Genomic DNA, 13,150 nt, shown 5'->3' on the forward strand with positions numbered 1-13,150 from the left:
CCACGAGTCGACGGGTTAGGATTCTTTTCGTTCGTCTTCGCCTGACGGTTCGGTCTCTTGGCCCATCTTCCGAGTCAACTCGCGGGCCTCAGTCAGAACGGCTTGGGCGTCGGCGTCCAGCGCCGCCATCTCGGCTGTCGATTCCGTGATTGCTGGCGTTCGGTGGCCGGCGCGTCCGTGATTGTCGACGTGCCCGTGATTGTCGATGTACTCGTGATCGTCAATGTCCCCGTGGTCGCCGACGTGCTCGTGGTCGGTCGTTTCTTCAGCCTTCTCGGCGACCATTTCGGCCAGCACTGAGCGTGGCACCGACTCCCAGTCGTCGACCCTCTCGGTGAGCCACTTTTTGTGTGGCCCGGCGTGTAAAAACGCCGACACTGCGAGATGGTTCGTACACGCCTCTGCGTCGCCGAACGGCTCCTCGCAGACCGGACACAGATACCCCATCAGGTACGTATGAGCGATTCGGGAGTAAAAAGTCCGTGGTCGCGGATTGCGGTCGACTATTGGACCGTAGGTGACCGACCGGCGGTAGGAACTGGCTACGTGTCGGTAGCAACTGGCTACTTCCTGGTGAGAGGTGGCTACTTGTCCGGGGCGTACACCAACAGCAGGGCGGCCTCGCCATCGTTGTAGTAGCGCGGAACCCGACGCAGTGGGACGAACCCCTCGGTCTCGTACAGCGTTCGGGCAGCCGTGTTTCCCGCCCGGACTTCGAGTTTGATTCGATGACAGCCGTTGACAACGAGCCGTGTTACTGCGTGGTCCAACAGCAGTCGACCCAGTCCGTTCCGCTGGGCGTCTGGATGCACAGCGAGGTCCTTTATATGTCCGATATCACGGCCGAAGTTCGGCGTCTGGTCGGCGACGACGTAGCCCAGCAACTCGTCGTCCAGTTCGGCGACGAGAAACGCGGGTTCGCCGAGAAAGCCTTCGAACGCTGAGTACGGCCACGGCTCGTCGAACACCTGTTTTTCGAGCCGGTAGATCGACAAGAGATCAGCGCGCGTCGCTCGTCGGATCTGGGCGTCCTCGGTGTCGACCGCCGAACGAACTACCACACCGACTGTACGTGTCGGGAAATAAAAACAGTGACGTCGGCTACGGTGACAGTCGGCTACTCGTCGCGTCGTCGCTCGACGTAGGCGTCGATCAGTTTTCCCTGGGCGGCCCGGAGATGCTGGTGGAACGTCTGGCGCGTAACGTCCATGGTTTCTGCGATTTGGCGGCCGTCGACCGACCGTGGCCGCTCGAAGTAGCCGTTGTGGTGGGCCGCCTGCAGTGCCGTCCGTTGACGGTCGGTGAGCTCCTCATCTATGGCTCGAAACGGACCGGAACACCGCTTGCGCCGCGGTCGGCTCGTTCGCGTCCGCAGGTCGACCGTCTCGTACCGCGATTCGAGGCGGCTCAACACCGACCGGACCTCCCGCTCGGGTGGGGCTTCGAGACACAGTTCGGTAGCGTCGGTCGTCGCATGCAGTTCGACCACGTGGCAGCCATCGTCGGCGAGGTATTCGAAAACCGTTGGCTCGCAGAACCTCACCGACACTGTCGACGCACCGTCTCGCCAAAACGGACCACGGGCGGCTTCGACGACCGGCAGCGTCGCCAGATCGATTTCGTCGAGGTGGCTGATGGTCGTGAAATACAGCTCGCGTCGACCCTCAGATTGGGTCGCGCCGACGTACTCGATCGGTGTGTCGATCCCATCGGCGAGCCGTGAGAAACAGCAGTCGGGATCGCTGATTTCGATTCGGAGTTCGGTCACCGAATCGGTGGTCAACAGCCGCCGGGTTTCGGCTGCGTGCAGGCCCCCGGCGACCAACCGGCCGACCGAGCCGAAAATTCGCCGCTCGGCCCGTCTCACTTCGGCCGTCGACCGGTCGAGACTCACGCCGAGGAGTCCGTACCGGCGATGGCCAGAAATCAGCGGAATACTGATGAGTCGGTGGCTGCGGTCGCCCGCTGGGGCTGGCCACTCGGACGACGGGTCGACGATTCCATACTGGAGACAGTCGGTTTCGAGAGCCCGCTGGACGACTGCGGGTGTGACGCTGAGATCACACTCGTTTGGGGGCTCTGGCTGCCCGCTACTCGCTTTTCGTTGCAGTTGGTCGCTGTCGATCTGTCCGATCCAGCCGCCAGCATACTCTGGCTGGTCGGCGACGGCCGCACAGATGCGACGTTCGATCTCCGGTCGACTCGTCGACTCGACGATCGCGGTCGACGTGGCTTCGAGGAGTCGATCGATTCGACCGACCAAGCCACCTCCAATCGGTAAGACCGCGTTTTTCGGCTGTCTCGTTCCATGGGGGGCGTCTAACAGCCATCGAGGCCGTCTCATACACACCCATCGGCACAGGCTTGCTAAATGTTTGTGTAGTATCATATCTGCAATAGGTCGCCTGGGGCCGTACCCGCATATCGTAGCCCTGTTTGACGTCGATTGGTTGTTTCACCGCTCGATATCAGATGCTGAGTCATACTAGTCAGGTACCACCTTTTAGTGTGAACAGCATCCGTATAAGATATGATCGATCAATTAGTCGTAGACCCCACAGTACCGCTCCAAGCCGGTAGCGAACTCACACAGCCGGAGATCTATCAGAACGTCCAAGAAAACGCGCTGTTGAACCTCTCGTTTTGGGCCAACATCGCGCTTGCCGGCCTCTCGATTCTATTGTTCGTTTACATGGGTCGCAACGTCACCGACCAGCGCTCACAGCTGATTTTCGTCTCGACGCTGTTAGTTCCACTCGTCTCGATTTCCAGCTATCTCGGGCTGGCTTCGGGACTGACGATCTCGTTTCTGGAAATGCCCGCGGGCCACGCGCTCGCTGGCGAGGAAGTCCTCACCATGTGGGGTCGGTATCTCACGTGGACACTGTCGACACCGATGATCCTGTTGGCGCTGGGCCTGCTTGCGGGCTCGAACCTGACGGATCTGTTCACCGTGATCACTGCGGATATCGCGATGTGTGTCACCGGATTGGCCGCCGCGCTCACGACCTCGTCGTACGGGCTGCGATGGGCATGGTATCTGCTTAGCTGTGCCTTCTTCGTGGTCGTTCTCTACGTCCTCTTAGTGAAGTGGCCGCAGAACGCCGAAGTCGCCAACACCGACGAGATCTTCAGCACGCTCAAAAGCCTGACCGTCGTCCTATGGTTCGGCTATCCGATTTTCTGGGCACTCGGCGCCGAGGGATTCGCCGTTCTCGATGTGGAGATCACGTCGTGGGCCTACAGCCTCCTGGATATCGGTGCAAAGTACATGTTCGCGTTCTTGTTGCTGCGCTGGGTCGCAAACAACCAATCGATTATCAGCAAGACAACCACAGCGGGTATCGGTGGGTCCGGTCGGGCGGCACCGTCTGACGACTAAACCCGTACTGCACCGAGGCCGACCTCGGCATCAAGCAGTTGCGCACGCCGTCGACAGGTTGCGCCGAGAAGTGTCGATGAACTTTCGACCGCCGGTGGCACCGCCGACTGGTACCACCCGACTTCGAAGCCGAAGCGTTCGAGATAGGCACGGACGAGAACAGACGAGAGCCCCCGTTCTATTGCCTCCGCCATATAGCGCTCGCACCATTCTATCGTAGGGAGAGACACCCATTCTCGGTGAAACCCATTGCCGAACGATTCGATTCTGATCCGGCTCTGGTTGGCCGCCTGCAAAATATCGAGCACGTCAGCGATAAAGTCGACCAGCAGTGTCGGTGTTGCCGGATCCGGCGACTGCCACTCAATTTTCGTCTCGCCGTCAATCAGTCGAATCGGTTGCGATACTTTTTCATCAGTTCGATCATCAGACCGCTGGGTGACCTTCTGGTCGCTGTCCGCTGTCCGATACGGCACGACCTGTCGATCATATGCTGACATCGAAGGTCGACCACAGGCGTACTGCGTCGGGCCGTCAGATAGACTGCTCGTATTGAGTAGGACGAACGCGGGATCAAGCGCAACCAGAACGTTGTAGCAGTCGACCACGGCGGTCGAGTCGGGCTCGAAGACGATCCGGCTGCCAGCAGTGGTCGACCCCTCGCGTGGGCTCAATGCCGTCGACGAATCGGCCAGCAGATCCGGCCGGATTCCCAGCGCGAGAAGTCGACACTCTCGCTCGTGGGCAGCCGCCACCGCCGTCTGGAGTCGGTCGACGAACGCCGTCTGGAGGTCACTGCAGGATTCACAGGTCGGTGTCTCGACCCGAATACTGTACGGCGACGCCGACGCGTTGGCTCCCGGCAGTCCTGCGATGTGATCCGGCTCGGCGAGTTGTCCGGTCTCGTCGATTATCCAGTACTCGACCGACAGCGAAGTTCGAATCGAGAGGTCCTGAGTCGACGACTCGGTCGGTCGACTGTCCGTGTAATGGGGTGGAGATGGGCTGCCCGTCGAATCATACATGATAAACCGTTTGGCAAACGGTCGACTCGGTGATATCACTGTTTACCATCTGCCAGTCAGCTACTGGTCCTTTATGAGATGTCGTCAGTTCGTCAGTCCACCGGTTAGTCTATCAGTCGACAAGCGCTGGTCGATCAATCCTTAGACTCCGTTGGGTAGTAGATCTCACAAAAAACGAAAGATCGGTGGTCGACAGCGATTCGAAGCCGGTCAGCGCTAGGTCGGTTGGGGTGTAAGTTTGGCTGTGTCCTATCTTACATAGCGCCGCCCATACCACCCATACCGCCCATTCCGCCCATGCCGCCGCCCATACCGCCACCGGCGGGCATATCCATGTCGTCATCGTCGTCGCCGACCTGGCCGCCTGCCAGATCACCGGCTGCGATCACGTCGTCGATCCGAAGGATCATCACCGCGGCCTCGGTTGCGGATTCGATCGCCTGGGTTTTCACGCGGAGGGGTTCGACAACACCCTCGGCTTCCATATCGATCACGTCGCCGGTGTAGGCGTCGAGACCCGCGCCGAACTCGCCGCTGTCGTGTTGTGAGCGGAGTTCGACGAGCGAATCGATCGTGTCGAGCCCGGCGTTCTCTGCGAGCGTGCGTGGGATGACTTCGAGCGCCTCTGCGAACGCTTCGACCGCCAGCTGTTCGCGACCGCCGACCGAGTCGGCGAAATCACGAAGCTGGAGCGCGAGTTCGCTTTCGGGTGCGCCGCCGCCAGGCAGTACTTTGCCGTCGAGCAGCGTCGACCGAACGACGCCGAGCGAGTCGTCGATTGCGCGCTCGACCTCGTCGACGACGTGTTCGGTGCCGCCGCGAACGACGAGCGTGACGCTTTTGGCGTCCGTGACGTCCTCGACGAACAGCCGCTGGTCGCCACCGATGTCCTTCTGGGCGACGCTGCCGGCCTGGCCGAGGTCCTCGGCGCTGAGGTCTTCGAGGCTCGAAACGACGCGTGCGCCGGTCGCACGGGCGACCGCTTTCAGCTCGGAGCTTTTGACGCGTCGGGCGGCGATAATGCCCTCCTGGGCGAGGTAGTGCTGGGCCATGTCGTCGATACCGTCGCCGACGAAGACGACGTCGACGTCCGCCTCGACGAGGTGGTCGACCAATTCCTTGAGCTGTTTTTCCTCCTGGTCGAGGAACTCCTGGAGCTGCGAGGGGTCGGTGACGTTGACCTCGGCGTCGATCTCGGTTTCGGCGATCTCGAACGCGCCGTCGAAGACGGCGATGTTGGCGTCCTCGGCGAAGTACGGCATGTTCTCGTCGACGCGTTCCTTGCCGACGATGACGCCCTCGACGAGTTCGGAGTTGTCGATCGAGCCGCCGACGACCGTCTCGACGCTGACGTTGTCGAGATCGATGCCGTCGTCGTCCTGAACGGCCAAGACAGCGTCAACGACCAGTTCGGCCAAGAGATCCTTCGCGCCTTCTGCGCCCTTACCGGTCATCGCCGTCTCGGCGATCTGGATGAGCGTGTCGCGGTCGTCCGGCGAGACCTCGATCGCTTCGTCTTCGAGGATCTCTTTGGCTTTCTCGGCCGCCTGTCGGTACCCCTGGGCGACGGTGGTCGCGTGGATGTCCTGGTCGATCAGCTCTTCGGCCTGATCGAGCAGCTCACCGGCGATAACGACCGCGGAGGTGGTGCCGTCGCCGACTTCGGTCTCCTGTGTCTCGCTGACTTCGACGATCATGTTCGCGGCGGGGTGGTCGATGTCCATCTCCTTGAGGATCGTCACGCCGTCGTTGGTGACGACGACCGACCCACCGGAGTCGACGAGCATCTTGTCCATCCCCTTCGGACCGAGCGTGGTCCGAACGGACTCGGCGACGGCCTTTCCGGCTGTGATGTTCATCGATTGTGCATCCTTTCCGGAGGTCCGCTGGCTGTCCTCGGAAAGTACGATCATCGGCTGGTTTCCCATGCGCTGTCGCTGAGACATAATACACCAGCTGATTGTTTGTGATTCTATATAAATCTTTTGTGTGCGGCTGGCGATCCCGCCCCCGTCCGACGGTTTTACTGTGTGAGTGTGTACCACTGACGTGAGTTATATACCGAATGCGGATGTTCAATACGGTAGAGACGCTGCAGTACTGACAGAGAGGCAGTCGACGATGATGCTACCGACACACGCGATGGTTGGGTTGACGATAGCGACGCCGCTGGTGGCGTTCGCACCTGAACTCGCGCCTGCGGCGCTGGCAGGCGGGCTCAGTGGCGGAGTATTCCCGGATCTGGACCTCTACAGCGGCCACCGGAAAACGCTCCACTACCCGACGATCTACCTGCTGGCCGCGCTGCCGGCTGTTGCGCTGGCGGCGCTGGTTCCGATTCCTGTGACCGTTGGGCTCGCGTTTTTCATACTGGGTGCGGCCGCTCACTGTCAGATGGATCGTTTCGGCGGTGGGCTCGAACTCCGCCCGTGGGAGGGAACCTCGGAAAAAGCGGTGTACGATCACGTTCGCGGCGAGTGGCGTCGACCCAAGCGCTGGATTCCGTACGACGGCTCGCCGCAGGACCTGCTGTTGTTGTCGACCGTCACCATTCCACTGGTGATAGTGCTCGATGGGCCGTTTCGGGCGGTTGCTGGGCTCGCGCTACTCGTTGGGGTCGTCTACGTCGGCCTCAGACAGTGGCTGGCGTCGATCGCGCCGGTCATCTTCGGCTACGTCCCCGGCTGGCTCGCGGCGTACGTCCCCGACCGCTATCGATAACTTGGAGCTCCAGTCGACCACTCGTGGGGCGCGTTGCACCCCTGTTGTCGAGAACTGACAGTGAATGACCTCGATTTTCAGACAGTCTGCGGGATTTATGAATCCTGGTGCGTACTGTCTCGATATGCAACGCGACAGCAGCCGGACCAACTCGTTGATCGATCTCGATCCGGAGGACGTGTTGGCGCGTCTGTTTAGGAGTGGCCGAACCAACGCCACCATCGCGTGGCTCCTCGTCGGTCTCCTGGGCTTGGTCGTCGTCGAGAGCGTTCTCGATCTCGACCGGCTCTGGATTCTGTTTACCACGATCACCGCCGGGATCGTCCTCATTCCACCGATGGCCTACCGCGACTGGCGAATGATGCTGCCGTGGGAACTGCTCTCGCTGGCGCTGTTGCCGATCTGGGTCCGGGCGCTGTTCGGCGGCGAACTCGGCACGTTCGGCTACTACCTCTCGGTGGCCGGGCTCGCGCTGATCGTCACCGTCGAACTCCACATGTTTACACGGATCCGACTCACCCACTGGTTCGCGGTGCTGTTGGTCGTCCTAACGACGCTGGCGTCGGTGGCGGGGTGGTCGATCATCCGCTGGAACCTCGACCGGCAGTTCGGCACCCAGTTTCTCAGTGAGCCAGGGACGACACAGAAGGCTGCCAACGCCGCCCTCATGGGCGAGTTCATCTGGGTCACGCTAGCCGGGATCGCAGCCGGGGTGGTGTTCGACGCCTACTTCCGGGGACGCGGTCGAAAACTCCGGCGTCGACTCCGGTCGGTGGTGCGACGATGACGCTGCTGCCGCGGCCCTCGGTTCGCAACCAGCGCAGGCTCACTCGCGGGATGCAGTTGGTTCTGGTCGGGATCGTTGTCTACGGCGTCGTCGAAGGCCAGCCCAAGGCGATCTCGAACGGGAGCATGGGCCTGCTCATCACGTTTGTTCCGGCCGCGATGGAACGGAAGTACGATTTCCCGCTCGATCCGTGGCTCGGGCTGTGGATCACGCTCGCAGTGTCCTTGCACACGATGGGGTCAGCCGGGCTGTACGCCCAGATCGACTGGTGGGACCACATCACGCACGCGATGTCGGCCTCGCTCATCGCTGCGATCGGCTACACGTTTGCACGGGCGGTCGACCTACATAGCGACGACATTCACATTCCGAAAGAGTTCGCCTTCGTCTTCATCCTGCTTGTCGTCATGTCGTTCGGCGTTATCTGGGAACTGTTTGAGTTCGGCCTGGACATCGCCTCGGACGAGACCGGGATCACGATGCCGCTGGCCCAACACGGACTCGACGACACGGTTCGAGACATGATGTACAACACCCTCGGAGCGATCGTGGTCGCCACCTTCGGCCAGGCGCATCTGTTAGGTGTCGCCGAATCGGTCACCGAACGGCTGTCGGCCGCGGATTGAGACGAAAAACAGCTCAGGCCAGATCAGGCCTGCGGGTTAGCTCGCGGTGTTTGCGTTCGAGATACGAGTAGACCGCGCCGTGTGGCGCGCCGTCGAGAATCATGCCGGTCGCTCGACGGACGGCCTCGACCTCTTCTGGGTCGCCGATAATGCCGATCGTCGAGCCGTAAATCACGACATCCGCGCCCGAGAGTTCTTCCATCAGTTGGCGGGTTCGGCCGTTTTCGCCGATGAGTCGACCCTTCTGGCGGCGCAGATCGTTGTCATTTCGGGTTTTGTCACTCAGATCGATCAGATCGAACATCCGCATCTCGCCGTCCAAAAGCGAGAGGGCGGCTTCGGGTTTGAAGCCGCGACCGATCGCCCGGACGATGTCGGGTGCCACGAGGCCAGCCACTGGATCGCCGACCGATTCGACCGCGACCGAGCCGGATTCGGAGTCGATGTCGAGCCGAACCTCCGAGCGGGATTCGATCTCCCGCATCGTCTCGCCACCCTCGCCGATCAGGACCCCGATCCGATCCTGTGGAACCTTTACGTGTTGCATAGGCGAGTTACCGGACCAACCGTTTTAAGCGTGTTCCTCGGGCCGACCTCACCGACTCGGATCGGCCTCGACGCCGGTGACGAACTCGTAGAGCTCGTCGTTGGTGAGTTCGAGGCCCTGTCGACGGAAAAACGAGGCCACGTTTCGACAGTCGCGGGCGAGAAACTCGTCGGCGTTCGGGTGGTGGACCGTGACCGCTTGGCCCAGATCGATGACCACGAGTTCGCCGTCGTGGATGATCATGTTGTATTCGGAGAGGTCGCCGTGGACCAGCCCCGCGCTGTAGAGCCGACGCATGTACTCGCGGACGACCTCGTAGGCTGTCTGGGGGTTTTCGACCTCGACTTCGGCGAGACGCCGCGCGCGGTCGTCGACGAGGCCGACGAGTTCCATCACCAGGACGTTCCGCTCGACAGCAATGGGCGTGGGTACTCGGACCCCGGCGCGTTGGGCGCGTTCGAGATTAGCGTACTCCTTGCGGACCCACGCGAGTACGACCTGGCCCTTGTCGTTGCTTATTCCCTCGAATCGAGGGTCGCCTTCGAGGTAATCACGCATCTGTTTGAACGCCGAGGCGTTGATCCGGTAGACTTTGACCGCGACTTCGGTGTCGTCGGCTCCGAGTGCTTCGTACACGTTAGCTTCTTTGCCGGTCGAGATCGGCCCGCCGAAGGCTTCGATGTAGCCGTCGGCGACGAGTTTGTAGAGGGCTCCGAACGTCGCATCGTCGAACACCGATTGTTCGACTTTGAACTGGTCGGCGTCTTTGATGCGCTTTTGGAACTCCTCGAACTCGCGGTCGCGCTTGCGGGCGATGCGGTCGGCGTCGGTGTAACTGACGTCGATCTGTTCCCACTCGTCGCCGGGTGGGGCGGTCACATCAGTGTCGACTAGGCCGAACTCGTCGGTCATTGTCTTGGCTACGAAGTCAACGCAGAAAAGTCTCGTCAGTCGCTCGGTCGATTTGCTGGACTCACGGTTACTACAAATGGCCTTCGTTGCGGAGTTGGTCGGCCTCGGACTTCTCGTAGCGCCAGGTGATGTCGGCCTTTTCGTCCTGCCAGTCCCATGGCTCGACCAACACGATATCGTTCTCGCGGATCCAGACGCGATTTTGCATCCGGCCGGGAATCCGGGCGGTTCGCTCGGTGCCATCCGCACAGCGCACGCTGACGCGGTTCGCGCCGAGCATATCCGTTACTTCGGCGAAGACCTCGTCCTCGTCTGGCATTCGGAGGTCACGTCGACTCTCGTCATCGCTCATAGCTCCCGGTAGGAAGTCGGCCACTGTAAAATCGCTGGTATTCTGTCGATACCTCAGTTTGACCATTCAAAACCGTGAAAACGGAAATTTGTGCGGTTCGTTCGGCCGTTTCGGTTACGCGTCGAGCTTTTGTCGACCGGCCGCGATCAGTGCATCGAGTTCCGCGGCGAGTGCGCCCTTGGCGTCCATCGGGTGGAGTTCGCCCGACTCCATGTCGGCCTCCAAGGCTTCGTAGGCATCGTATTCGAGATCGCCGCCGTATTTTTCGGGTCGCTCGACGACCACGCGGTCGACCCGTGGGAACACGTGGTATTGGAAGAGCTGCAGCACGGGATTCTCGCGTTCGTTGCCGTCGTCGTCCGGCTCCGGTTCGGCAGTCGGTGGACAGAAGGCGTCGTTTACCTTCTCGGCGATCTCCTCGCTGGAGTCGTCCATCGAGATCGTCACGCCATCACTGGAGGACATCTTGCCGACACCCGTCGACAGATCGGCGATAATCGGCGTGTGCAGCGCGGGTCGCACCTCGTAGTCGAGTTCGGGCAGCGTCTCGCGCGCGAGCATATGGACCTTCCGCTGGTCGAGGCCGCCGACCGCGAGGTCGACATCCAGATACTCGATATCGAGCGTCTGCATAAGTGGGTAGACCATCTGAGAGACCTTCGCGTGGTCGCCGCGCTGGATCTCGGCCATCGCCCGTTGGGCCCGCGAGAGCGTCGTCGACAGTTCGGCCGCGTGGAGGTCCAGGGTGTACTCCTCGTCGAGTTGGAACTCCGAGCCGAGAACGAACTCGGTTTTGTCCTCGTCAAGGCCATAGGCAATGAACTGGGCTTTCATCCGCTCGGCGGTTTCGCGGATCTCCTCGAAGGTGCCCTTGTCATTCAAATAGGCGTGGACATCTGCCAGTAGGACGGTGACCTCGAAGCCCGCCTCCTGGAGATCGATCAGTTTCGTCGCGGTCAGCATATGGCCGATATGGAGGACGCCGGAGGGTTCGTACCCTACATAGGCTCGCTTGCCCTGGGGGTCGGTGGCTATCGTGCGAACCTCGTCTTCGGTGACCACCTCGTCTGCATTCCGGGTGATCAACTCGTAGGCATCCATACACCTCCGTCGGGTCAGCGATGTAAAATGACTTCTGAATGGTATCGCCGCTGACCAGGCACAGTGGGACAACAGGAGTAACCGGTTGTCGACTAGATAGCAGTATGTAACCGAACGGCCGCCATGCGTAATTGCTTGGTAACAACTGATACTGTCAACCAAGCACAAAAATACGGTTGGATGGTAGACAATTCGGCAAATAGTAACCGACAGCACAGCGCAGCAACCAACAGCCGTCGACGGTTCCTCGGCGGGGCTGCTGGCGCACTCGGCGTGATCGGCGTTGGCAGTGCGTTCACGATGCCCGTTCTCGCAGGCGACGACTCCGACTCCGACTCCGAGCCAACGGGCTGCGACGAACCCCCCGAGGCAGTCGACAGTGAGTTCGACGACGACGTCGACATCCTCAACTACGCCCGCACGCTCGAACTCCTCGAAGCCCGGTTCTACGAGGAGGCACTCGACAACATCGACGAGGACGACATCTACGACATGGCGAGGGGGAATGTGCCGGACAACCCGGGCATGGGCTCGGCCGGTGAGAGGGGCATGGGATCGGCCGGCGAGATGATCATCGAGTATGTATTTGATGAGATCGAGGTCATCCAGGAACACGAGGAGATCCACGCCGAGGTGCTCGGCGCGGTTGTCGAGGATCTCGACGGCGAGCCGGTCGAAGAACCCGAGTTCGACTTCGGCGAGGCCGTCGAAGACCCCCGAGAGTTCATCGAGACCGCCGCCCTGCTGGAAGATACGGGTGTCGCAGCCTATGCGGGCGCGGCCGCCGAAATCGAGGACCCCGACCTGATTCCGCCCGCGCTCAGTATCCACAGCGTCGAAGGTCGACACGCGTCGTTCGTTCGCGTGCTCGGCGGCAACAGCGGGTTCCCCAACGCCTTCGACTACCCGCTCTCGCGAGAGGATGTCGAAGAACTCATCGAACCGTTCATCGTCGACTGAGCGTCCGTGGTCGATACGAACTGACAGAGGAGTAAAAGACCGCGAGCACGCCACGATGGCTCCCTCACCGTGGTGGGTGGGCAGCCGCCCATCGACCACCCTATTCTTTTGAAAAGTCGCTCTCGCCGTTTCCGGCGACTTCGTTGTGGGTCTCGGGTTTCGATTTACCCGAATTGAGGCACTAAGGCCCCTTCCTCAAGGAGCGACCGAAGGGAGCGAGTAGGGAGGGGATACAGTGCCGCACAGTTCTCACGCACTTCTCGGTAGCAGTCTCACAGGCCCACGAAATCGCAACAACCATACGCATAAATACGCACAATGCGTATGTAATGAGACGGAAGAACATCACCATCCGCGAAGACCAAGCCGAGTGGGTCGAGGAAAACCACCTCAATCTCTCGTCGTTCGTCCAAGAGAAACTTGACGAACTTATTGAAGAACGGTCGTAGATGAACTACAACTACAGGTATCGACTCCAGCCGTCCGACGCTCTCGAAGACCAGTTAGCGTGGACTGTCGATACCTGTAGACAGGTCTACAACCACTTTCTCCACCGACTCAACCGAAGCGACGATACCTCGGCATACGCCGAACAGAAGCGTCTGCCGGACCTCAAGAAGTGGTGGAACGACCTGAAACAAGTTCACTCGAAAGTTCTTCAGAAGGTCGTACAACGGCTGTACGATAACCTCTCAACGCTCCGAGGGCGAAAAGAGAACGGCTACCGCGTCGGGACG

15 protein-coding genes are annotated in these 13,150 nt (G+C 60.8%); 6 read left to right on the forward strand and 9 right to left on the reverse strand.

Annotated features, from left to right (window positions below):
- Positions 1 to 15: 15 nt before the first annotated feature.
- From O2S87_RS06160 to O2S87_RS06170, 3 genes are all read right to left on the reverse strand, one after another.
- A complete protein-coding gene (locus tag O2S87_RS06160) occupies positions 16 to 447 on the reverse strand; it encodes a DUF5810 domain-containing protein (RefSeq protein WP_475407919.1) in 432 nt (143 codons plus the stop codon).
- Positions 448 to 584: 137 nt separating this feature from the next.
- Positions 585 to 1,061, reverse strand: a complete 477-nt coding sequence (gene rimI / locus O2S87_RS06165; protein WP_475407920.1) for a ribosomal protein S18-alanine N-acetyltransferase — start codon at positions 1,059 to 1,061, stop codon at positions 585 to 587.
- A 56-nt stretch (positions 1,062 to 1,117) separates the two neighbouring features.
- Positions 1,118 to 2,344: a helix-turn-helix domain-containing protein gene (locus O2S87_RS06170; protein ID WP_475407921.1), complete on the reverse strand. Its 1,227-nt coding sequence runs from the start codon at positions 2,342 to 2,344 to the stop codon at positions 1,118 to 1,120.
- Positions 2,345 to 2,530: 186 nt separating this feature from the next.
- Between O2S87_RS06170 and O2S87_RS06175 the strand changes: the two genes are divergently transcribed.
- Positions 2,531 to 3,382: a bacteriorhodopsin gene (locus O2S87_RS06175; RefSeq protein WP_475407922.1), complete on the forward strand. Its 852-nt coding sequence runs from the start codon at positions 2,531 to 2,533 to the stop codon at positions 3,380 to 3,382.
- On the opposite strand, the gene O2S87_RS06180 is transcribed toward O2S87_RS06175, so the two are convergent.
- The gene (locus tag O2S87_RS06180; RefSeq protein ID WP_475407923.1) at positions 3,379 to 4,407 is read right to left on the reverse strand and encodes a hypothetical protein; all 1,029 of its coding nucleotides are present in this window, start codon (positions 4,405 to 4,407) and stop codon (positions 3,379 to 3,381) included. The two genes, O2S87_RS06175 and O2S87_RS06180, sit on opposite strands and share 4 nt — an antisense overlap.
- A gap of 254 nt (positions 4,408 to 4,661) precedes the next feature.
- Positions 4,662 to 6,320: a thermosome subunit alpha gene (gene thsA, locus O2S87_RS06185; protein WP_475407936.1), complete on the reverse strand. Its 1,659-nt coding sequence runs from the start codon at positions 6,318 to 6,320 to the stop codon at positions 4,662 to 4,664.
- A gap of 208 nt (positions 6,321 to 6,528) precedes the next feature.
- On the opposite strand from thsA, the gene O2S87_RS06190 reads away from it, so the two are divergent.
- From O2S87_RS06190 to O2S87_RS06200, 3 genes are all read left to right on the forward strand, one after another.
- A complete protein-coding gene (locus O2S87_RS06190) occupies positions 6,529 to 7,128 on the forward strand; it encodes a metal-dependent hydrolase (RefSeq protein ID WP_475407924.1) in 600 nt (199 codons plus the stop codon).
- Positions 7,129 to 7,252: 124 nt separating this feature from the next.
- On the forward strand, positions 7,253 to 7,915 hold the full coding sequence (locus O2S87_RS06195) for a hypothetical protein (RefSeq protein WP_475407925.1): 663 nt from the start codon (positions 7,253 to 7,255) through the stop codon (positions 7,913 to 7,915).
- Positions 7,912 to 8,541 (forward strand): DUF2238 domain-containing protein, encoded by a 630-nt coding sequence (locus tag O2S87_RS06200; RefSeq protein WP_475407926.1) that lies wholly within the window; start codon positions 7,912 to 7,914, stop codon positions 8,539 to 8,541. The genes O2S87_RS06195 and O2S87_RS06200 overlap by 4 nt, the downstream gene beginning before the upstream one ends.
- 13 nt (positions 8,542 to 8,554) lie before the next feature.
- On the opposite strand, the gene O2S87_RS06205 is transcribed toward O2S87_RS06200, so the two are convergent.
- The 4 genes from O2S87_RS06205 to O2S87_RS06220 all read right to left on the reverse strand — a co-directional run bounded on the left by O2S87_RS06205 (position 8,555) and on the right by O2S87_RS06220 (position 11,453).
- A complete protein-coding gene (locus tag O2S87_RS06205) occupies positions 8,555 to 9,088 on the reverse strand; it encodes a KH domain-containing protein (RefSeq protein ID WP_475407927.1) in 534 nt (177 codons plus the stop codon).
- A gap of 48 nt (positions 9,089 to 9,136) precedes the next feature.
- Complete coding sequence (gene rio1 / locus O2S87_RS06210; RefSeq protein WP_475407928.1) at positions 9,137 to 10,000, reverse strand: serine/threonine-protein kinase Rio1; 864 nt, start codon at positions 9,998 to 10,000, stop codon at positions 9,137 to 9,139.
- A gap of 70 nt (positions 10,001 to 10,070) precedes the next feature.
- Positions 10,071 to 10,352, reverse strand: a complete 282-nt coding sequence (gene eif1A / locus O2S87_RS06215) for a translation initiation factor eIF-1A (RefSeq protein ID WP_475407929.1) — start codon at positions 10,350 to 10,352, stop codon at positions 10,071 to 10,073.
- A gap of 114 nt (positions 10,353 to 10,466) precedes the next feature.
- Complete coding sequence (locus O2S87_RS06220) at positions 10,467 to 11,453, reverse strand: tyrosine--tRNA ligase (RefSeq protein WP_475407930.1); 987 nt, start codon at positions 11,451 to 11,453, stop codon at positions 10,467 to 10,469.
- 180 nt (positions 11,454 to 11,633) lie between these two features.
- Here O2S87_RS06220 and O2S87_RS06225 point away from each other — a divergent pair, with 180 nt between their 5' ends.
- Both O2S87_RS06225 and O2S87_RS06230 read left to right on the forward strand, forming a co-directional pair.
- Positions 11,634 to 12,413, forward strand: coding sequence for a ferritin-like domain-containing protein (locus O2S87_RS06225; RefSeq protein ID WP_475407931.1), 780 nt, complete (start codon positions 11,634 to 11,636; stop codon positions 12,411 to 12,413).
- A gap of 449 nt (positions 12,414 to 12,862) precedes the next feature.
- A partial coding sequence (locus O2S87_RS06230; protein ID WP_475407932.1) for a helix-turn-helix domain-containing protein occupies positions 12,863 to 13,150 on the forward strand: 288 nt, incomplete at its 3' end.

The sequence above is a fragment of the Halohasta sp. A2 genome (assembly GCF_056175805.1).

Coding starts and splice junctions, on each gene's coding strand:
- O2S87_RS06160 (WP_475407919.1), bottom strand. CDS start 447: ATGGGGTATCTGTGTCCGGTCTGCGAGGAGCCGTTCGGCGACGCAGAG.
- O2S87_RS06170 (WP_475407921.1), bottom strand. CDS start 2,344: ATGAGACGGCCTCGATGGCTGTTAGACGCCCCCCATGGAACGAGACAG.
- O2S87_RS06175 (WP_475407922.1), top strand. CDS start 2,531: ATGATCGATCAATTAGTCGTAGACCCCACAGTACCGCTCCAAGCCGGT.
- O2S87_RS06180 (WP_475407923.1), bottom strand. CDS start 4,407: ATGTATGATTCGACGGGCAGCCCATCTCCACCCCATTACACGGACAGT.
- thsA (WP_475407936.1), bottom strand. CDS start 6,320: ATGATCGTACTTTCCGAGGACAGCCAGCGGACCTCCGGAAAGGATGCA.
- O2S87_RS06190 (WP_475407924.1), top strand. CDS start 6,529: ATGATGCTACCGACACACGCGATGGTTGGGTTGACGATAGCGACGCCG.
- O2S87_RS06195 (WP_475407925.1), top strand. CDS start 7,253: ATGCAACGCGACAGCAGCCGGACCAACTCGTTGATCGATCTCGATCCG.
- O2S87_RS06200 (WP_475407926.1), top strand. CDS start 7,912: ATGACGCTGCTGCCGCGGCCCTCGGTTCGCAACCAGCGCAGGCTCACT.
- O2S87_RS06205 (WP_475407927.1), bottom strand. CDS start 9,088: ATGCAACACGTAAAGGTTCCACAGGATCGGATCGGGGTCCTGATCGGC.
- rio1 (WP_475407928.1), bottom strand. CDS start 10,000: ATGACCGACGAGTTCGGCCTAGTCGACACTGATGTGACCGCCCCACCC.
- eif1A (WP_475407929.1), bottom strand. CDS start 10,352: ATGAGCGATGACGAGAGTCGACGTGACCTCCGAATGCCAGACGAGGAC.
- O2S87_RS06220 (WP_475407930.1), bottom strand. CDS start 11,453: ATGGATGCCTACGAGTTGATCACCCGGAATGCAGACGAGGTGGTCACC.
- O2S87_RS06225 (WP_475407931.1), top strand. CDS start 11,634: ATGGTAGACAATTCGGCAAATAGTAACCGACAGCACAGCGCAGCAACC.